General features: G+C 27.9%; 17 protein-coding genes and 1 pseudogene. 4 read left to right on the top strand and 14 right to left on the bottom strand.

The genetic code is table 11. The features are described from left to right. Positions 1-42: 42 nt before the first annotated feature. On the top strand, positions 43-2,751 hold the full coding sequence (locus HMPREF0216_RS10160; RefSeq protein ID WP_005213967.1) for a transglycosylase domain-containing protein: 2,709 nt from the start codon (positions 43-45) through the stop codon (positions 2,749-2,751). A 378-nt stretch (positions 2,752-3,129) separates the two neighbouring features. Continuing rightward, positions 3,130-4,581: an alanine/glycine:cation symporter family protein gene (locus HMPREF0216_RS10155; RefSeq protein ID WP_005213966.1), complete on the top strand. Its 1,452-nt coding sequence runs from the start codon at positions 3,130-3,132 to the stop codon at positions 4,579-4,581. Positions 4,582-4,691: 110 nt separating this feature from the next. On the opposite strand, the gene HMPREF0216_RS10150 is transcribed toward HMPREF0216_RS10155, so the two are convergent. The 14 genes and pseudogenes from HMPREF0216_RS10150 to HMPREF0216_RS10085 all read right to left on the bottom strand — a co-directional run bounded on the left by HMPREF0216_RS10150 (position 4,692) and on the right by HMPREF0216_RS10085 (position 21,158). Then, positions 4,692-8,174: a 5'-nucleotidase C-terminal domain-containing protein gene (locus tag HMPREF0216_RS10150; RefSeq protein ID WP_040419635.1), complete on the bottom strand. Its 3,483-nt coding sequence runs from the start codon at positions 8,172-8,174 to the stop codon at positions 4,692-4,694. 290 nt (positions 8,175-8,464) lie between these two features. Continuing rightward, entirely contained in the window at positions 8,465-9,361 is an 897-nt protein-coding gene (locus HMPREF0216_RS10145) for a dihydroorotate dehydrogenase (RefSeq protein ID WP_005213964.1), read from the bottom strand. A 21-nt stretch (positions 9,362-9,382) separates the two neighbouring features. After that, entirely contained in the window at positions 9,383-10,120 is a 738-nt protein-coding gene (locus HMPREF0216_RS10140; RefSeq protein ID WP_005213963.1) for a dihydroorotate dehydrogenase electron transfer subunit, read from the bottom strand. A 14-nt stretch (positions 10,121-10,134) separates the two neighbouring features. Further along, positions 10,135-11,007 carry an orotidine-5'-phosphate decarboxylase gene (gene pyrF / locus HMPREF0216_RS10135; RefSeq protein ID WP_005213962.1) on the bottom strand — a complete coding sequence of 291 codons (873 nt, stop codon included), beginning with the start codon at positions 11,005-11,007 and terminating at the stop codon, positions 10,135-10,137. 39 nt (positions 11,008-11,046) lie between these two features. Continuing rightward, a complete protein-coding gene (locus tag HMPREF0216_RS10130) occupies positions 11,047-12,249 on the bottom strand; it encodes a dihydroorotase (protein ID WP_005213961.1) in 1,203 nt (400 codons plus the stop codon). Positions 12,250-12,253: 4 nt separating this feature from the next. Next, a pseudogene (locus tag HMPREF0216_RS10125) lies at positions 12,254-12,686 on the bottom strand (aspartate carbamoyltransferase regulatory subunit). Further along, positions 12,686-13,606 (bottom strand): aspartate carbamoyltransferase, encoded by a 921-nt coding sequence (gene pyrB / locus HMPREF0216_RS10120; RefSeq protein ID WP_005213959.1) that lies wholly within the window; start codon positions 13,604-13,606, stop codon positions 12,686-12,688. The pseudogene HMPREF0216_RS10125 and the gene pyrB overlap by 1 nt, the downstream one beginning before the upstream one ends. A 189-nt stretch (positions 13,607-13,795) precedes the next feature. Next, positions 13,796-14,575 (bottom strand): serine hydrolase, encoded by a 780-nt coding sequence (locus HMPREF0216_RS10115; RefSeq protein WP_005213958.1) that lies wholly within the window; start codon positions 14,573-14,575, stop codon positions 13,796-13,798. Between the two features lie 231 nt (positions 14,576-14,806). Beyond that, the gene (locus tag HMPREF0216_RS10110) at positions 14,807-15,907 is read right to left on the bottom strand and encodes a 6-phosphofructokinase (RefSeq protein WP_005213957.1); all 1,101 of its coding nucleotides are present in this window, start codon (positions 15,905-15,907) and stop codon (positions 14,807-14,809) included. Positions 15,908-16,213: 306 nt separating this feature from the next. Then, positions 16,214-16,741 (bottom strand): tetratricopeptide repeat protein, encoded by a 528-nt coding sequence (locus HMPREF0216_RS10105; RefSeq protein WP_005213956.1) that lies wholly within the window; start codon positions 16,739-16,741, stop codon positions 16,214-16,216. 4 nt (positions 16,742-16,745) lie between these two features. Continuing rightward, complete coding sequence (locus HMPREF0216_RS10100) at positions 16,746-17,963, bottom strand: tetratricopeptide repeat protein (protein ID WP_005213955.1); 1,218 nt, start codon at positions 17,961-17,963, stop codon at positions 16,746-16,748. 405 nt (positions 17,964-18,368) lie between these two features. Beyond that, entirely contained in the window at positions 18,369-19,166 is a 798-nt protein-coding gene (locus HMPREF0216_RS10095; protein WP_005213954.1) for an ABC transporter permease, read from the bottom strand. Continuing rightward, on the bottom strand, positions 19,147-19,917 hold the full coding sequence (locus HMPREF0216_RS10090) for an ABC transporter ATP-binding protein (RefSeq protein ID WP_005213953.1): 771 nt from the start codon (positions 19,915-19,917) through the stop codon (positions 19,147-19,149). The genes HMPREF0216_RS10095 and HMPREF0216_RS10090 overlap by 20 nt, the downstream gene beginning before the upstream one ends. Positions 19,918-20,114: 197 nt before the next feature. Beyond that, the gene (locus tag HMPREF0216_RS10085; RefSeq protein ID WP_005213952.1) at positions 20,115-21,158 is read right to left on the bottom strand and encodes an ABC transporter substrate-binding protein; all 1,044 of its coding nucleotides are present in this window, start codon (positions 21,156-21,158) and stop codon (positions 20,115-20,117) included. A gap of 181 nt (positions 21,159-21,339) precedes the next feature. Between HMPREF0216_RS10085 and HMPREF0216_RS10080 the strand changes: the two genes are divergently transcribed. Beyond that, positions 21,340-21,738, top strand: coding sequence for a CidA/LrgA family protein (locus HMPREF0216_RS10080; protein ID WP_051040695.1), 399 nt, complete (start codon positions 21,340-21,342; stop codon positions 21,736-21,738). Between the two features lie 4 nt (positions 21,739-21,742). Further along, the gene (locus tag HMPREF0216_RS10075) at positions 21,743-22,444 is read left to right on the top strand and encodes an LrgB family protein (protein ID WP_040419632.1); all 702 of its coding nucleotides are present in this window, start codon (positions 21,743-21,745) and stop codon (positions 22,442-22,444) included. The last annotated feature ends 45 nt before the right edge of the window (positions 22,445-22,489 follow it).

The raw sequence follows: 22,489 nt of genomic DNA, 5'->3' as shown, positions 1-22,489 counted from the left end.
AAAAGAATATTATATTTTTTTATTTATTAAAAGGAGGAAGAGATGGCTAATAATTCAAATGAACAGCAAAAAAAATCAAGCACTTCTAAAAAGTTAAAGAAAAAACCATCTAGAGTTAAACGTTTTTTAAAATACTTTTTTTTAACGATTTTAATAATAGTATTATTAACAGGAGTAGTAGGTGTTGGATATATTTATGCAGTAATTAAAACTGCACCACCATTAGATATAAATGCTATTTATAATTTAGATGAAACTTCTATGCTATACGATGATAAAGGTGAATTTATAGACAATTTACCATCTATTCAAGAAAGATACGTAGTCGAAGATTATGACACACTTCCAAAAAATTTAGTTAATGCATATATCGCAATTGAGGATGAACGTTTTATGACTCATGGCGGTATAGATGTAAAAAGAATATTAGGTGCAGCTACAAGAGATGCTTTAATTATCTTAGGTTTAAAAGATGGTGGTATTCATGGTGCTTCAACTATAACTCAACAATTAGTTAAAAATTCTATATTATTAGAAGAATCATCTGCAGAATCAACACCACTTGATTCTATTAATAGAAAAATTAAAGAAATTGCTCTTTCAGTACAACTTGATAAAGAATTAAGTAAAGAAGAAATTATGAGAGCTTATTTAAATACTATTCCATTAGGTGGATATCTTTATGGAGTTGAAGCTGCTTCTAAATACTATTTCGGCAAATCAGTAGATGAGCTTAACTTACTTCAATGTGCTTATTTAGCAGGTATTACTCAAGCACCTTCATATTATAGTGCTTATAATACTGAAGAAGAAGATTATCCCAATACTTATATAAATAGAACTAAAACAGTTCTTGATAAAATGTTAGAACTTGGTTATATATCTCAAGAAGAACATGATAGCACTGTTGCTGAAGCAGATGCAAATAATTTTGCTTTTTCAACTACTGATACAGATTATAAATTAAATCAAGAATGGTTTGTATACCCTGCTCTTGATCAAGTTAGAACAGATTTAAAAGAAAAATATAAATATACAGATGATGAAGTTGATAAACTTTTTGTAACTGGTGGACTTAAAATATATACTACTATGAACACCGAGCTTCAAAATAAAGTTCAAGCTGTATTAGATGAAAGAAGTAATTTACATGTAGAACAATATAATGGTGAATATATTGAAGAATACTCTGAAGAAGGTGTTCCATTATTACAAGCTGCTGCAACTGTAATTGATTATAGAACTGGTCAAGTTAAGGTTTTAATTGGAGGTCGTGGAGATACTCCACCGGGTTCAATTAACAATGCTTACTTTGATCATAAATCAATAGCTTCTACTACTAAACCGCTTACTGTTTATGGTCCTGCTATAGATACTAAAGTTATGACAGCTGCAACTCCTATAGATGATACACCTATATCAACAGAATTAATTAACAAGTATGGATTTAATACCAATAATCCTCCACAAAATTATAATGGTGTTATGGATGGTTATATAACTCCTAGAGATGCTATAACTTATTCTAAAAACTTAACTTCTATAAAAACTGTTGATAAAATTGGTTTAAATACAGCTATAGAATATGGTGAAAGAGCTGGTCTTAAATATAGTGATGATTCTCATACTATGTCTGCTGCATCAATGGGGCAATTTGAGCAACCTATAGGTGATAGAGATGGTGGTAATACAACTATATTAGCATCTGCATTTGGTGCATTTGGAAATAATGGTGTTAGAATAGAGCCTATACTTTATACTAAAGTTGTAGATGCTAGTGGAAAAGTTATTTTAGAAAAAGAAGCTACACCAGTTGTATTATTCTCACCACAAACAGCTTATATAATGTATAACATATTAAAAGATCCGTTAGTTTATTTTGATGCCAATGGTGCTAAGTTTAGTGATATGCCTGTATCTGGTAAAACAGGAACAACTAATAATGTTGACTCTTTCTGGTTTGCAGGTTTAACTCCTTATTACTCTGGATCAGTTTGGATTGGATATCAAGATCAAACACCTATGGGTAATGGATATAGTTCATCTGCAGCTGATTTATTTGGTAGCGTTATGAGCGTTGTTCACGAAGGACTTGAGTACAAAGAAATTGATGAACCATCAGGAATAGTTAAAGCTGTAGTTTGTAAAGACTCTGGAAAACTTGCTACTAATCTTTGTAGTCAAGATCAAAGAGGTAATAGAGTTAAAACCGAATTATTTATCGAAGGAACTGAACCAAAATCTTATTGTGATGTGCATGTAGCAGTACAAGTTAATAAAGAAAATAATAAACTAGTATCTGATAATACTCCTAAGAGTTTAATAGAAACTAGAGTATTTATAAAGAAACCAAATGCATATTATGGTGCAAAGGATTATGCTTATGTTGTCCCTACAGAACTGGATGATACAAAAGCTCAAACAACTATAAATCTATCTCAAATTGGCTTAAAAGCTAATATGGATTTATATGATGCTATAGTTTTATTAAATGATAGAAAAATTAAATATACATTTAATGGCCAATCAGTATCTGGTAGCTTATCACCTGGACAATATATTTTAACAGGATTTACAAGCGAAATTCTTGAAGACGGCACTGTAACCCTTACTATTTCAAAATCTTCTTCAAATGATACTTCAATAGGAAATAATCCTTCTGAAGATAACAATAATTCTTATGAAAATAATAATGGTAATGATGATAGTAATGATAACAATGATTCAAACTCTTCAGATAATATTGATTAATATTTAAATATTATAAAAATCATATATTCTATTCAAAATAAAAAGCATCAAGTAAGAAATTAAATCTTACTTGATGCTTTTATTATATTTAATTGTATTATTTTAAATTTCCGAAATATAAAGTATATATTCTTTATAACTAGCTTTGTAAATATTTACCACAAAAAAACTATAACTTTTTTAATAAATTATCCTGTTAAATTTGATATTTGAATTGTTTTCTTTCACATTATTCATTTTTTTATCGTTTTCTTGCATATTTGATACTAAAAATATTTTTTATGAATTTTTTAATTATATTTCTTGCATTTTTTATTTTTTTCCTATATACTATAAAATATAGAATATTACTTAAGATAAAAAAGGGGGAACATTCCAATGGAAAAATTTAATACTTTTATTCTTTCAATCAATGATTTTCTATGGACATATATCCTAATAGCAATGTTAATTTCTATAGGCGTATACTTCACATGGAAAACAAAATTTGTGCAATTTACAAACATTAAATCTATGTTCAAATTACTGGGGGAAGGCACATCTTCAAAAGAAAAAGGTGAAATTTCATCATTCCAAGCATTTTGTATTGGTACAGCTTCTAGAGTTGGTACAGGAAACTTAGCTGGTGTAGCATCTGCAATTGCAATTGGTGGGCCTGGTGCTGTATTTTGGATGTGGCTTATTGCATTAATAGGTTCTGCTTCTGCTTTTATAGAATCAACTTTAGCTCAAATATATAAGGTTAAAGATGGAGATAGCTTTAGAGGTGGTCCTGCTTACTATATGGAAAAAGGCCTAAAGAAAAAATGGATGGGTGTTACTTTTTCAATATTAATAATAATTTGTTTTGGTTTTGCTTTTAACTCAGTTCAATCAAACACAATTACAGCTGCTTTCGATTCAGCTTTTGGTATAAATAGAGTTTTCCTTGGTGTTATAATCACTATTGCTTCAGCAATTATAATTTTTGGTGGCGTTAAAAGTATAGCTAAAATTTCAAGTATAATAGTTCCTATTATGGCTGTAGCATATATCTTAGTAGCTTTATTTATTATAATAACTAACATAACTCAAATTCCAGCAGTATTGAAAATGATTTTTGCTAATGCTTTTGGTGTAAAACAAATTATTGGTGGTGGAATTGGTGCTGCTTTATTAAATGGTATTAAAAGAGGATTATTCTCTAACGAAGCTGGTATGGGATCAGCTCCTAATGCTGCTGCTACTGCTACTGTTTCACACCCAGCAAAGCAAGGATTAATTCAAACTCTTGGAGTATTTACTGATACACTAATAATATGTACTTCTACAGCATTTATAATACTTTTATCATCTGATACATTAGTACAACATGCTTCTTCAAATAATATTCCATTAGGTGATATAGCTGGTATAGAGCTTACTCAAATAGCTGTAGGTTCTCAAGTTGGAGCATGGGGGCAATACTTTATTGCATTTTGTATTTTCTTCTTTGCTTTTAGTTCAATCATTGGAAACTATTATTACGGAGAAACAAATATTCAATTCATATCAAACAAAAAAATATATCTTTACATATACAGAATATTAGTTGTTGGTATGGTTTTATTTGGTTCTGTAGCTTCAATGAAATTAGTATGGAATATAGCTGATGTATTTATGGGTCTTATGGCAATCCTTAACTTAATAGCTATAGTATTACTTAGCAAAATTGCTATAAAAGCATTAAAAGATTATAACGAACAAAAGAAAGCTGGTAAAGATCCAGTATTCTACGCTTCTTCAATAGAAGAACTTGGACCTGAAGTTGAAGAATGGAGAGAAAATGAAAAAAGCTCTAATATAGCTTAAAGAAATACCACTATGCTTTTTAGCATAGTGGTATTTTAAATTTTTATATAATACTAATTATACATACTTATCTACAGTACTTAATGTTTTTAATACTATCTATTTTTTTATTATTTTAACCTTTTCTTTTTAATACACATTCCACTAATCATAATAATATTAGCTGATATAATGATATAAATCGAATTTACACCACCTGTAATAGGCAATTTTTCATTTATACCTTTTGACTCTTCTATACTTCCTTTTGAATAATACTTTTTTTCATCTTTATTTATATAATTATAGCACTGACTTTCCTCTACTACTAGCAAATTTTCAACCTCAAAATTAATACCTTCATTTTTCCATAATTCCATTATTGAATTCCTAATATTTATATTATTTTCCATAACCTCTTCATTATTTGCAACGCTATTCTCTGTTTTGCTAGATAGCATAAAATCGCTTATCAAAACTTTATAGCTTCTATTCATATCTAAGCTTGTTCCATTAGTTAGTTTTATAGACGTTACTCCTTTTCCTATTTCTCTACTTTCATCATAATATACATTTATTCCTGCAAATTGAACACACTCATTATCATTTAGTTTTATTTTATCTTCTATTATATTTTTAATTTCTTCACCCGTAAGATTTATAGTAACTAATTCATTATCATAAGGTACTATTGTATATAAATCCTCTACTGTAACCTCACCTTGCTCTAACCCTCCTGTTATTTCTCTACCATCAATAAGAACTATATCTGTATTTGCTATTCTCCTTAGTGACTCTGCAATAACCATTCCAATGTAAGTTAATCCATTATCTTTGTCATAGTCTAAATCTCTATCTAAATAAGCTATTTTTTCTAATAATATATCACTTAATTCTTCTTCATAAGACTTTATTATCCTTTCCATATTGTCATTAGCTATAATTTTTTCATCTGTTTTACATATTTTTTCACTAATACCTTCTACATTAAGCAATTTTCCTTCTACATTAAAAGTAAATTTGAGATTAGATAATCCTTCTCCATTACCTCCTGCTTCAACTATAGGTATATTATTAACACTCCCCGATATATACTTACCATTACTTCCTGTAATTATAGCATCAACATTATAAATACTCTTTGCCAGTTCAGTGACTTCTCCTTCTACCTTATCTGTTATTTTATTTTGTATTGCTTCTAAATATCCTAAAACAACAACAGCATTTACCTTTTCTTCTTCTTTTAACTTTTTAGCATATTTATTTATAACACTTTCCGGAGATATAAACTCTAAATTTTCAATATTTTCATCTTTTATTCTAGAAACTATTTCTGGAGTAGTTACTCCTATAACTCCTATTTTTAAACCATTGCTTTCAATAACTGAATATGGCTCTATCCAACTTATTGGATTTCTACTTTCTTTATCTACTATATTAGCTGCTAAAAAAGAAAATTCCCCTTCTCTCTGCCACGCCTTTATTTTATCAATTCCTAAATCAAACTCATGTATCCCAATTGAGGATACTGTCAAATCCATTTCTTTTAAAAATTCTGAAACTGCTTTGCCATATGTAAGTGTAGATATAGGTGCTCCTCCATAAACATCTCCAGTTGAAACAATAAATGAATCATAATCATCACTTTTTAAACTTTGCTTTTCTTTAATTAAAGTTAGAAGTTTTGCAGCTCCAATACTTTTATCACCTTCTTGTAAACTTCCATGAAAATCATTAAAGGCTATTATATCTATAGTTTTATCTGAAACCTCTATTACATCATCCCAAGTTATACTTTTAATAATTGGATTTTTCTCATCACTTGATTTCATAATCTTTAACTTTTCTTCATTAATTAATCGCATTGCTACTTCTCTTTTTTCGTTATCATATTTTACCCCAGTTAATTTCCAATTTTCATCTACATTTCTCTTTATTTCTCCATTATTTACATTAATAATATAGTCAAAAATCAAATCTCTTATAGCTGAAATTCTATAATTGCTAGTATCACATATTTTTTCATAGCTTTCTCCATGAAAAACACTATTTATTTCAGAATCAATTATAGATTTAGAGCTTAAATTATTTATTGCTAAATAAACTGTATCATCATCTTTAACTTCTTTTTTATCTTTTTCAAAAATTAAATTCTCAATTCTATCATTTATATCATTAGAAATATTTATTTCATAACTTATTCCATCAAACATATAATATTGATATATTTTTCTTTTTTCATTTAAGGATATTGTTAAATCCCCTTCTTGAAATTTATTGTAAATTGCAACTGACCATTCCATCAATTTTTTAAGCTGTTTTCCTGTAATTTTTATTGTAGAAAGATTATTATCATTTCCATATATATTATAAATATCTGCTTTAGTAATATTACCTTCCTCAATATTAGAAGTACTTTCAAATATATTTGCTGCAGATACATGATATATATTATCAACATCAATATCTAATTCTTCTAATTGTTTTCTACTATAATATAATTGTACTTCATTTATAAAATCAGTTAACCCTTGATCACTAACTATAGATTGCGGTATACCTTTTATATTATCCTTTTCTACTAAATCTTTATCTAATACTCCAATCTTTTTTGTAGCATCTATTACTAATCTCTCATGATAACTCTTAACTTCTTCTGTTAATTCTTCATCCTCTATAACACTTGCTGTTGGTATTATTTCACTTTCCTCATTAACTATTTTATATTCATTATCTATTTTTTCTAAGGTTATTTCTATTTTTCCAATACTTTCACCATTACTATTGGGTTTAATTACTATAGCATTATTAATTTTTTCTACTTCTTCTATTTCACACTCATCACCTATTACTATAGCAGATATATTATCATATCTCTCCGCAATTTTTCTTATCAAATTCTCATCTGAATTTTTCTCTTCTCTTACACTTATATTAGCCGATAAAATATATAAATCAGCTCCACCTTTTGACTTTATTTCATCAATTACTATTCCAACCTCATCAATAGGATTTTTTAACGTACATCCATTTAACTTATTATCATATTTCTTTTCAATCTCCGGCAAAACAATACCTATTATTGCAACTTTAATATTATTATCTAAATCCTTTATAGCATATCCATCAAAGACTCTCTCCCCATTTTTATATAAATTAGAACAAATTATATTTACTTTATTTTGTGATTGATTTTTAAAACTATTTACTTTATCTATACCTAAATTTAATTCACCTTCACCTAAATTTAATACATCATATCCAATTTTATTCATAGCTAAAATCATTGGATTTTCTTTATCTTCTGAGAATAAATTACTATAATTTCCTCGAATACTATCACCATTATCAATTATCACAGTATTTTTATTATTGTCCATTTCTTCTTTAATTAAAGTTGAAATCTGTGTAAGCCCACCATCTACATTCATATTTTTAGAATATTCATAAGCTGTAAATTTTCCATTTAAATTACTAGTTGCAATAATTTGAATCTTTAAGTTTTTATCTAATTTAACCAACGCATTTATTTCATTTAACGATAATATATAAATTATCATAGTTAATAACGTAGTTATGAAAATTTTCCTTTTACTCTTCCTCTTTATATTCATTTTATACCCCATCATATATACTAAAAGGTTATAATACATCAAATAAATTATGTAATTTAAAGTTATTACATACTTATTATACCATAAATATTATCTGTAATCATTTACAGCTATGTATAAAAGCAAATTTTATATTAAATATAAACAAAAAAAAAAAATTACGAAACAATTTTTGAAATCTAGAAATTAAATATTTATGCTTTCATAAAAGCAAATCTTAATTTCTAAACTAATTTTGTTTCGTAATTTAATTAAATTATTTTTATAATTATTTAATGTAATTTCTTAATTTATATTATTCCAACTATCTCATTAATATCTTTAATACCTTGTTCAATGCAAAATGCTTCCATTTGTTCAATAATTTCTTTTCCAGCCATTGGATTAAAGAAATTAACTGTTCCTATTTGAACTGCCGAAGCTCCAGCCATCATAAACTCTATCGCATCTATTCCTGTTGTAATTCCACCAAGCCCTATAACTGGTATTTCTACAGATTTAGCTACTTCATGAACCATTCTTAAAGCTACCGGTTTAACAGCAGGACCTGATAATCCTGCATATACATTATTAAATATTGGCTTTCTCTTATATGGATCTATTGCTAATCCTTTTAATGTATTTATAAGTGATATAGAGTCAGCTCCTGCTTCTTGACACTTTATAGCCATATCTACTATATCTTCAGCATTAGGTGATAATTTTACCATAAGAGGTTTATCTACTATTGATTTAGCTTTTTTAACAACCTCATAAGCTACTTCAGATTTAATTCCAAAAGCCATTCCCCCTGACTTTACGTTAGGACATGAAATGTTAAGCTCTATCATGTCTATCTCTGTTCCTCTAAGCTTTTCTAATGCAATTTCATAATCTTCCATGCATCCACCACCAACATTAGCAATTATGTTAGTACCAAGCTCTTTCATCTTTGGAAGTTCTTCTCTTATAAATCTATCTATTCCTGGATTTTGAAGACCAACTGAATTCATCATTCCAGATGGAGTTTCAAAGACTCTAATGCCATCATTTCCAGCCTTTTCATTTAAAGTTAATCCCTTTGATGATATACCCCCTAAAATTCCTACATTATAGAAATTATTATACTCCACTCCAAAACCAAAGGTTCCTGATGCTGCTATTACTGGATTTTTAAAGTCTACTCCATTTATATTAACTTTTAACATTTTATCTTCTCCTTTGGCTTATTATAATTCTACATAGTATCCATCAAATACTGGACCATTTTTACATGTTCTTTTATTTCCATCTTTAGTCTTACAAGTACACACAAGGCATGCTCCTACTCCGCAAGCCATATGCTTTTCCATTGAAACATATACTTTAACTTGCTTTTCTTTGCATATTTCAATTACTCTTTTCATCATAACTTCTGGACCACAACAAAGTACTGTATCATAATTTGTTACATCTAAAATTTCTGTTACAAAACCTTTATGACCATGCTTACCAGTATTTGTTGAAACAAATGCATCATCAACATATTCTTTTATTTCATCTATTAAATATATATCATCTCTAAATCCAGCATAAAGTTCCATCTTAATATCACTTTTCTTTTCTCTTAACTTTTTAGCAACTTCAAGCATTGGTGCTGTACCAATACCACCACTTACTAATGCTACTTTACCTAATTCTTCTTCTAAGTTAAATCCATTTCCAAGTGGGCCATTTAAACTTATTGAATCACCTTCTTTTAATTTAGCATATTCTTTTGTCCCATCTCCTACTACTGCATATACAAAAGTTAATGTATCTCCATTAGTTTCACAAACACTAATTGGTCTTGGAAGTAAAGTTGCTCCATTATGCTTTAACATATAGAATTGTCCAGCTTTAGCTTCATTTTTATCTTCTACTACCATTTTATATATTCCATTTTGAATTTCTTCATTTACTAATATTTTGCCTTGTGTATACTTCATAAATTCTTTTCCTCCTAAAGGTTATTAACTGCAGTTCTTATTTCATCTCTCATTCTAATTGCTTCTCTTCTTGCACATGCAGCAAACTCTTCTGGTTTATTTTCTTTCTTATATGCTAAAAGAATTGCTCTTGATGAATTTACAACTCCACCATTTCCATCTCTTAAATATAAAGCTACATCTTCAGCCTTCCCTCCTTGTGCTCCGTATCCTGGAATTAAGAAGAACATATCCTTATATCTTTCTCTTATTTCTTTTCCTTCTTCAACATGAGTACATCCAATTACTCCACCTATTGCTGAATATCCGCATTCACCCTTAACATTTTCTCCCATCTTAGTAAGCTTATCACCTACAACTTTATAGACCTTACTACCATCTTTAGTATCAATATTTTCTATATCTTCTGCTCCTGGATTTGAAGTTCTAACTAATACAAATACACCTTTATTTCCACTTTCCATATATGGCATATATGGTTCTATACTATCCATCCCCATATATGGACTTAATGTTATGAAATCTGCTTCAAAATCACCACTAAAATGACCCTTAGCATATTGAGTTGCAGTTGCCATTATATCCCCTCTTTTTATATCTGAAATTATAATAGCATCTTTTTCTCTTAAATATTCTAAAGTTCTCTTATATGCTAAAAGCCCTGCAAGTCCTAATGCTTCATAATATGCAATTTGAACCTTATAACATGATACAACATCTAAAGTTGCATCTATAATTTCTTTATTATATTGAAATATTGCTTCTTCAATTGATTTTCCCTCTAAAACATGTTCTGGTATATATTCAACAGCAGTATCAAGACCTAAACAAACTACTCCTCTTTCTTCAACTCTTTTATATAATTTATCTATTATTAAACTTTTCATAAAACTTACTCACCTTTCGCTTTTTATACTATACTAAACTTAAACATTTGTACTATATATTACTTTTCCTGCTTTTATAGTTGCTATAACTTCTCCATAATACTTTCTTCCGTGGAATGGAGTATTTTTCCCTTTTGATACAAAAGTCTCTCTATCTATAACTACTTCTTTATTTAAATCAACTAATACTAAATCTCCATCTTTTCCAACTGTTATTGTTCCTTTATTCATTCCAAGAATATTAGCTGGATTTTTTGACATTAATTCACTTAATTTATTTATGGAAATACCATATTTTTTTACAAGCTCTGTATAACAAATACTAAATGATGTCTCAAGCCCTACCATTCCTGGTGCACCATTTTGTTTATCTTCTTCAGTATGTGGTGCATGATCTGTTCCTATACAATCAACAGTTCCATCCTTAATACCAGCTATTATAGCATCAATATCCTCTTGTTTTCTTATAGGAGGATTTACTCTATAATTACTAATTTCTGTTGTTAGTCCAATATGATGTGGTGTTACTTCACAAGTAACATTCGCACCCTCACTTTTACTTCTTCTTATAGCATTAATAGATTCTACGGTACTAACATGAGCCATATGAAGTCTAGCACCAGTAACTTTTGCTAAGTATAAATCTCTTATTGTCATTAAATCTTCTGCTATTCTCATGTCTATTTTAGAAAATGTTTTATCTTCTGCATGAGACATAACTATCCAATTATTTTCTTTAGCCTTCTCCATAGCTTTCATCATTATGCTAGAATCCATTACTCCAACACCATCATCAGTTATTGCAACTAATTCCTTATCATTATCAAAAGCATTTAAGTGTTCTATAGACTTTCCGGCAAAATTTTCTGTTATTGAAACACATTGATGAACATCTATTAATCCAACCTCTTTGGATCTATTTCTTACATACTCAACAACTTCTTTGCTTGAGCATATTGGATTAGTATTGCCCATTAAGCAAACCCCCGTATATCCACCTTTAGCTGCAGCCTTAGAACCACTTTCTATATCTTCCTTATTTGTTAATCCCGGTTCTCTAAAATGTGCATGAGTATCTATAAAAGACGGCATTAATGTTAATCCATTTGCATCTATAATCTCTACATCCTTTTTATTTAACTCAATACCTATTTCAGCTATTTTCCCATCTATTATTAATACATCAGCACAAAATTCTTCATGTGCATCTACGATATTAGCATTTTTAATTAGTAAGTTCATAAATCTACACCTCACTTGGATTTATTATTTGTTCACAATATTCACATTTATAGCTTCCCTGTGTTCTATCCCACTAATGTAAAACTATGAGGTATATATTTTTCATCTGAAGTTATGCAATTTGGATTTTTACACTCAATAATATTCTCTACTCTTTCTGGAAGCTCTGGTTTAATTTTATTAACTATAACTTCATTTCTAACTTCATTAATTGTTATTCCTGGTGAAAGCAAGCCCAATACTGTATAATTAATTTTTTCTATATTCTCTATCTTTATTATATCTTTTTTACCCATTTTTTTGCTATCTGCATTTATTATTAGCGCAACTTGATGACCTAATTTATCTAAATTAAGATACCTAAATATTTTAACTCCCATTCCAGCTTTTATATGATCAAGCATAAATCCATTTTTTATACTAGTTATTTGTAACATTACATTACCCCCAATAATTTAGCTATTAAAGCCATTCTTACATACATTCCATATTCAGCTTGTTTAAAATAGACAGCTCTTTTATCACTATCTACTTCCGTAGCTATTTCATTTACTCTTGGAAGTGGATGCATTACAATCATATCTTTTTTTGCTTTATTCATTTTTTCCATATCTAATATGTAACTATCCTTTAATCTTAAATATTCTTCTTCATTAAAGAAACGTTCTTTTTGAATTCTTGTCATATATAAAATATCTAATTCACTTATTACATCTTCTATTCTTTCAACTTCTTTAAATGTTATTTTATTTCTCTTTAAAATTTCTTCTCTTATATACTCTGGAATGACTAATTCCTTAGGTGATATTAAAATAAATTCTATTTCTTCATATCTTGACATTGCTGATATTAATGACTGAACAGTTCTTCCATTTTTCAAGTCACCACATATCCCTATCTTATGTCCATTTAATTTTCCTTTTTGAGATTTTATTGTTAATAGATCTGTTAGTGTTTGAGTTGGATGTTGATGTCCTCCATCACCAGCATTTATTACTGGTACATTTGAATACATACTTGCAACCTTTGCTGATCCTTCCTTTGGATGCCTCATTGCAATAATATCCGAATATATGGATACCATTTTTATAGTATCTGCTAGTGTTTCTCCCTTTGCACTTGAAGTAGAATTTGGTTCAGAAAAGCCTAGTACATTACCACCTAATTTCATCATTGCTGATTCAAAACTAAATCTTGTTCTTGTACTTGGTTCATAAAAAAGTGTAGCTAATATTTTGCCATCACAGATATGTGAAAATTCCTTTGGATTTGAAATAATTTTTTCTGCTAGTTCAAAGATTTCGTTTAATTCTTCTTTTGAAAAGTCCATAGGACTTATTAAGTTTCTATTATTCATTTTACGTCACTCCTTTTTAACATCACAGTGTTAAATTTAAAGAACAAAAAACCTTCCTTTAATTTAAAGGAAGGTATAGTAATCCTATAATATTGGTATCATTACAACTTCCTTATGAATCTCTCAGGATTCCTTTAAAGGTTCTTTTTTCATAGAATATCACTTCTAGAAATAGTTGTCAATACATTTTTATTTCCAATTATTCATAACTTCATCCCACATCATTTTACCACATTTAGCTAAAGATACTGTTCCATATACACTATTTGGTACATCTTGTGATAATACTGTAAAAGCAAATCTTCCCTTAGGTAATTCTAATAGTGCTGTATCATTTTCAACACCTTTTTTATCTCCAGTTTTACTTGATATTTCTACCTTTAAATCATCTGGTATATATAACGCAATTTTATTTTTTATTTGTTGTCTTCTTAATATATCTATTAGCATCTGTCCATTTTCCTTATTTAAAAATGTTCCATTAGCTAAATGTTTCCATATTCTTGATAAATCATATGCTGATGTAAAATTTTCTACCCCTTCAACGTTTATTCTTTCATCATTAGTCTTTCTATTTAATTTAGTATTTTTTAATCCCATAGCTAATATATCTTCATTTATTTGCTCCATACCAACAATATCAATAATCTTATTTGCAGCTGTATTGTCACTTTGTATTAACATTATTACTAAAAGTTCAAATACAGTATATTCTCTTTCATTAAACTCATGGATTATTCCAGTACCAAAAACTTTATCTGAACTTTGAATTTTGATCTTATCCATAAAATCAACTTTCTTATCTTCTACAGCTTTTATCAATGAAACAGCTATAGGCAATTTCATACATCCAGCAGCAACCATAGAAACGTTTTCATTGTACCCATACACATATCCACTCTTTAGATCCTCAAAAAAGAAACTATATTTTCCGATTCTTGATTCTAAATATTTCTTTATTTCTTTCATAATACCCTCCTAAATCCACTTATTCTAAAAATTTCTTTACTCTATATTTATTATAACATATTGTCAGAATATTTTGAAGTATTTCATTATTTTTTTACTATATTTTTTAATTGCCATATACACTTTTATTTTTTACTTTATATAAATAACTATACTATATATTCTTAAAACAACTGTTTTATTACTTAAATAAGACTGTACCAAAACAATCATTTTGGTACAGTCTTATTATTATTCTGCAAATGTTATTCCTATTTTCTTAGCAACTTGTACTAATTCTCCTTCTGGATTAACCTTCTTAGTATTTTGGCCTATTACATTTTCTAAAGTATCACTAGATATTTTATCTCCTTTTAAGCATACCATTTCCCCAAAATTACCATTCATCATTAATTCAACGGCAGCAACTCCATATCTAGTTGAAAGGATTCTATCATAAGTAGATGTATTACCACCTCTTTGTATATGTCCTAAAACTGTACATCTTACTTCATGATCTTTTATTAATTTTTCTAAGTCTTCTGCAAGCTTATTACCAATTCCTCCAAGTCTTATAGGATCTGGACTATCTGCTACTATTTTAGATACTACAACCTCGCCATCCTTTGGCTTAGCCCCTTCTGCAACTACAATTATTGTAAAATTCTTTCCTTGCTCTTCTCTTTCCTTTACTTTTAATGCAATTTTGTTTATATCATATGGCATTTCTGGTAAAAGAATTATATCAGCAGAACCTGCAATTCCTGATTCTAATGCTATCCATCCAGCATTTCTTCCCATAACTTCACAAAGCATAATTCTATGATGTGATTCAGCTGTAGTATGAAGTCTATCTAAAGCTTCTGTTACAACATCAATAGCTGTATTAAATCCAAAAGTTACATCTGTTGAGGATAAATCATTATCAATAGTCTTAGGAACACCTATAACCTTAACTCCTTTTCTAGCAAAATCTCTAGCTGAAGTTAATGTTCCATCTCCACCAATAACTATTAATACATCTACGCCTTCTTTTCTCATATTTTCAACAGCAACATCTGAAACGTCCTTTTTTACCATTACACCATTTTCTTCAACTGTATAATCAAATAAATTATCTTTATTAGAACTATACAATATAGTACCACCTCTATGTAGTATTCCTGATACACTATCTAGAGTTAAATTTACAAAATCATTATTGTATAAACCTCTATATCCAAATTTATATCCTATCACTTCTATTCCGTAGTTTAATATTGCTGTTCTTGTAACTGCTCTAATTACTGCGTTTAGCCCTGGACAATCTCCTCCACCTGTTAATAAAGCTATTTTTTTAATTCCTTGTTCCATATAAATATCCTCCCATTAAAATAATTCCCCATTTACTTTTCAACAAAATGTACTTTAAGATCCTTTTACTTTGCATACATTTACAAAATTTCAATCTTTTTCCTTATTTAATAATATCATAAATTTTTAAAAGTGAAAAGTATATTTTTTTATCATTTCAGAATTTTCTATAAATTTAATAGTTTTTTTATATTTTTAATATTAAACAATAAAAAAATAAAGAACACTAATAAAACTTTCTATTAGTGTTCTTTATTTAAAATATATTAATTTATGCTTTTAATATTCCTATCTTTTTTAACTTATTTAATATACTAATTCTAATGTTGGTACAGTAATTACTGCCCCAGAATCATTTGCTACAACATCATAAACCTTCTTTATTTTATTATAATTATCAATTATTGTAGCTTTAGTTTTTTCATCTAATTCTTTAGGCATATCATCATACGCAGATTCAATATTTGCATACGCTCTCCATACATCTTCCTCTACTATCATATAATAACAAGCTGCATTATTTAATGTTAAAACATCATTCTCATTAACCATAAATGCCTTTCTTATAAATTCTAATGCTTTTTCATTATCATTTTCATTAAAGTAAATAGTTCCTAATGCTCTATAATAGTTTTCATTTTCTGAGTTTACATTTATTGCTTCTTCTAAATCTACTATTGCATCTTCAAACTTTTCTTGATGTACATCTAACATAGCTAATTTATAATATATCTCATCTGTTTTAGATACAAATGGCTTTGCTAAATTGTAATACTCTTCTGCTTTAGTATAATTTGCAACAACATCAGCATAATAATCACCTGATTTTAACATGATATTAATAATTAAAAGGTTCTTTCTCTAAAGCTGTTCTAATATATGCATCTACATTATCTAAAGTCCCCAATGCATTCATTATGTTAGGAATTAATATTCCATAACTATTTGGATAGTTTCTATTTTCAACTATACTTTCGTTAGCTTTTTCAAAAGCCTTATTATAATCACCATCATTATAGTAATCTATCGCTGTTAAATATGAAGCTATATATGAATCATCTTCTGTTTCACTTAATTCTTTAACTAACTTCTTTAACTTACTTTTATTATTCTCACTTATATCTATTGATATTTTTATCAAATCACAATTTATGTTGTTTACTTTGTTTAATGAATCATTTAATATTTCATTAGCGATTTCTTTTGTTTCTTCATCCATTGAATATATTTTAGCAATAAACATATTTAATGCTTCTTCTGGATTTTTTTCATTTAAAAATTCTAATTCTGATAATAAATCATTCTTATCAAAAATAACCGCTTGCTCTATTACATCAGATACTTTAATTTCATTTGCATCATTATAATAGGCTTCTTTTAAAGTGTTTATTCCCTCATTAACATTTCCTAAAATAAATTGCATTTCTGCTAATATGGATAAATCATATGCTGAATCTCTATCTACCGGATATGCTTCTACTATTTCTTTTGCATATGTATTTTTATTATTTGCCATATATACAGTAAACATAGTTTTTAATAGTGGTTTATAATCATTGTATACCTCTAAATAATATTCACCTAAACTTAAAGCCTGATCATTTTCACCATTCATAAAGAATGTAAATATAACTTCATTTACTAATTCCTTATCTTTCTCTAAATACTTTTCCTCATCTTCTGCTACTAATTTATCTTTTAATATCATGGCTTCTTTTAATAAATTGTTAGATTCATTAAACTTTCCATTTAATGAATATATCTCTGCAGCTTTTACTTTATAAATTGGCCAATCTTCTTTTTCCTGCATCTTAATATACTCTGCTATTGCATTATCATATTTACCAGCATAATAATATTGCTCCGCTGTATTTGTGGTGATACTAAATGTTTCTTTTCCCATAACACTCTGTATGCTCACCATAACAGCAAAAACAAAAAATAGTGATAATCCTATTATTACTATAGCTTGAATATAGTCTTTTTTATTATCTTTCTTTTTTAAAACACTTTCTTCATTACCAAATTCACTAGTAATTTTATTTTTATTATCCATAACTCCTCCATACTTATTTTCTCATTTCTACAATATTCTTTATTTTATCAGATAATTCACTTTTTTTCAAATATACTCTTATCTTGGAAATTCCACGTTAAATCTTACTATTTTCTCTATGACTTGTTCTTAAATTTACTCTTCCGTTTTAACTTTTATATTATATAATTTAAAATAATCATATAATCACATATAATAACAAACAAGAAATGCTATTATATAAATATTCATTTAAATTATTTATTTGTAAATATCTACTCATATTAAACGTAACACTAAAATTGTAAAGTAAAAGAATATGGAGCCTTATTAAAAGTTATATATTAATTAACTTAAATTTATTAAGTATATCAATATATATTTTTAATAACTCTCCTTTACTTTATCAAAATCTTAATTTATAAGCTAATCTTTTTTTATAAATTTATTTTCAAGTATGGCTACTGCTTCATACATTAAAAATGCAATTACTGATAAAATAACTATACTCATCATAACCATATCTAATTGAGCAATTTGTCCACCATATATTATTAAGAATCCTAATCCTTCTCTTGCAACTAGAAATTCTCCCATAATAACACCAACCCATGATAAACCAACATTTATCTTTAATGCTGATATTATAACTGGTATTGATGCTGGAAATACTAGATATCTCAATGTTTGAAGTTTATTCGCTTGAAATGTCCGCATTAATAATAACTTTCCTTTGTCAACTTCATTAAATCCAGATAATACACTTATTATAGTTGTTACTAAAGATATTAATAATGCTATAACAATTATAGCTGGCGTTCCATTTCCAACCCAAAAAATTATAATAGGAGCTAGCGCTACTTTTGGAAGAGCATTTAATACTACCAAATACGGTTCTAATACTTTAGATGCTGTTTTTGATGCCCATAATAATATTGCAATTATTACACCAATTACAGTTCCTAATGTAAAACCTAATATAGTTTCATAGCAAGTAACCAAAATATGTCTTCCTAATGTTCCTTCATTTATAAAATTCATTAAAGATTTAACTATTCTACTAGGGCTTGATGTTAAAAATGGATCTATCCAACCAACTCTCGCTGCAATTTCCCATAGTGCAATTAAAGCAATTAAAATAAATATTCTTGTTAAAGTAATTTTTATTTTTTCTTTTTTTACTCCTTTTAAATAAAGTTCATGTTCATTGTTTTTTTCCATCATCAAGTTCCCCCCATAACCTTCTAAAATAAACATTAAATTCAGGCTCTTTTCTCTTATCAAAAGGAGTTGCATCTTTATTTTTAAACTCAATTAAAACATCATCTTTTATAGTCGCTGGTCTACTAGTTAGTATTATAACCCTTTTCGACATTACAATAGCTTCTCCTAAATCATGTGTTACCATTATTGCTGTCTTTCTCTCTTTCTTTATAATTTCATAAACATCATCTGTAACATTTAATCTACTTTGATAATCTAAAGCTGAAAATGGCTCATCTAAAAGTAATACCTCTGGTTTTAAAACAAGGGTTCTAATAAGTGCTACTCTTTGTCTCATTCCTCCTGAAAGTTGAGTTGGCTTATGTGATTTAAATTTTAATAATCCATAGCACTCCAACATTTTATCCGCAAATTCTATATTTTCTTTTGTATATATATTCTTTATTTTTAGTCCAAGTAACACATTTTCTCTTACTGTAAGCCATGGAAATAAATAATCTTTTTGAAACATATATCCCATTTTATCTAGATTAGTTTTTATTTGAGGATCATTATATTTCACTTCACCTGATGATGGAGTTAAAATTCCACTAATTATATTTAATAATGTTGATTTTCCACATCCGGATGGTCCTATAATACTTATAAATTCACCTTCATCAACTGAAAAATTTATATTTCTTAAAGCCTCTGTTACTCCTTCAATAGTATGATAATTCATATTTATATCTTTTATTTCTAATAGACTCACTTTACCACCACCCCTTTACCTTAATTAAAAGTTAATACTAATTATTTAAAAATCTCACCACTACTTTAGTTGGTAGGGTCAAATTCAATTTTCCAAATTGTCTATACTCATTTTGAGTTAAATCTACAATTTCACTTATCTTAACATTTAGTAAAATAGAGGTTGTGCAAGCTATTTTGCTACAACCCCTTTAAAATTTACTTTATTGCTTCATTTGCAAAAGTGTTATTTACAATAATGTTAAAATCCGGTCTCTCTTTTATTAAACTGTCGTCATAACCTTGTATAATGTCCATAAGTCTATTTAAACCATCTTCAGAAACAACAGGGTTTTCAGCATAAGCCTCAATATCTTTATAGTTTTTTATAACTTGTACTATAACATCCTTATCAGTACCTGGGAAAAATGAAATAATTGAATCTGCAACTTCTTCATCTGTATGTTCTTTTACCCATTGTTGACCTTTATAAATAGCATTTGTAAACTTTTGTATTACTTCTGGATTTTCATCCATATATGACTTTGTTGTATAAAAACAGGTATATGCGATATTTCCCGCTGATTCTCCAATAGATGCTACTATTTTTCCACCACCATCTTTTTCAAGCATAGTTGCTGTAGGTTCAAATAATGCTACATATTCTCCTGTTCCTGACTTAAAAGCACCTGCTGTGGCTGTAAAATCTATATTTGTAACCATACTTACATCTTTTTTAGGGTCTAATCCATTTTGTTTCAAAACATATTCTAATGCCATCTCTGGAATTCCACCTGGTCTTCCACCTATAAGTTCTTTACCTTCTAATGACTTCCAATCAAAATCTTCCTCTTCACTTCTACCTACTAAGAATGAACCATCTCTTTGAGTAAGTTGTCCAAATACAACTGGATAGTCCTCCCTACCTTGATTATAAATATAAACAACTTGTTCTGGACCTGAAAATCCTATATCAACATTTCCACTTAACAATTGTTGCATTGTTTTATCTGCACCTTGTCCAGTTGATAAATCTATTTCTAGCCCTTCCTCTTCAAAAAAACCTTCATTTATAGCTACATACATAGGTGCATAAAAAACTGATCTTACAACTTCATTTAACCGTACTGTTTGTAATTCAGCCTTTTTTTCTTCATTTGAAGTATTAGTATTTTTATCAGTTTTTCCACACCCCATAAAAGCTACTCCAATAAATGCAACTACACCTACAATAGCTAAAAACTTTTTAAAAACTTTACTCATAAACCACCCTTCAGCAAAACTTCTATAAATTACTATGCTTTATAATATGACTTACAATTGTATTTTGTTAATTAATGGAGCATTTTATATTAATAATTGTCTAAGTATCTTATTTAGTAGATTTACTTAATTATTATTTAATGTTAAAATATTTTTATATCAATTTATGGAGGTATTTGCTGTGAAATTTTTTAGAGAGTCTATATTAATTTTATCTATTTATTTTGCTGGAGAAATAATTTCAAAATTATTTAATCTACCTATTCCCGGTAATATAGTAGGAATGATATTATTATTTTTACTTTTAATAAGCAATATAGTTAAATTAGAAAAAGTTGAAAACTTATCTAACTTTTTTTTAGATCACTTAGCTTTCTTCTTTATACCAGCAACAGTTGGACTTATGGTTTCATTTGAAGCATTAAAAGGTAGTCTATTAAAAATACTACTTTTATGTGTACTAACTACAGTTATAGTAATTGTCGTTACTAGTTTAACTGTTCAATTTATCTGCAATAAAAAATCTAGTAATAATGTACATAATAAAAAACCTAAAAATAGTACTAAGAAAGGAGCCTAATATAATGAGTATTTTTACTGACAATATGTTTTTTGGAATCTTTATTTCTCTAATTGCCTTTGAAATTGGATTATTAATATACAAAAAAACAAAATTTCCTCTTTTTAATCCACTTTTAATTGCTTCTCTATTAATAATTTGTTTTCTAAAAATATTTAATATTGATTTTGATACATATAATAAAGGCGGTCAATTTATAAATATATTTCTTGGGCCTGCAACAGTTATATTAGCTGTACCTTTATACAAACAATTTAATTTACTTAAAGAAAATTTTATTCCTATAATGAGTGGTATTTTAATAGGTAGTTTAGTTAGTATACTATCTGTAATCTCCATTGCATTATTTTTAAATTTAGATAACACTTTAATAGTTTCCTTATTGTCTAAAAGTGTTACTACTCCAATTGGAATCGAAATAACAAATAGCCTTGGTGGAATTTCTTCTATTACTGTACTGGCTATTGTTGTTTCAGGAATCGCTGGTTCTGTATTAGGACCTATAACATTAAAGCTTTTAAGAATAAAAAATCCAATTGCTATAGGTGTATCATTAGGTACCGCTTCACATGCTGTTGGTACAACTAAAGCGTTAGAAATCGGTGAAACTGAAGGTGCTATGAGTTCTTTATCTATTGGAATTGCAGGAATTATAACTGTCTTTTTAGCACCACTATTCTATACCTTATTAACTAAATTTATTTAAAATTAAAAAGCTATCTATATAAACTTAAATTAGTCTATATAGATA

The sequence above is a fragment of the Clostridium celatum DSM 1785 genome (assembly GCF_000320405.1).
Lineage (GTDB): Bacteria > Bacillota > Clostridia > Clostridiales > Clostridiaceae > Clostridium > Clostridium celatum.
Note: the sequence above shows the minus strand (reverse complement) of the source record. Positions and strands in the feature narration are given on the sequence as shown.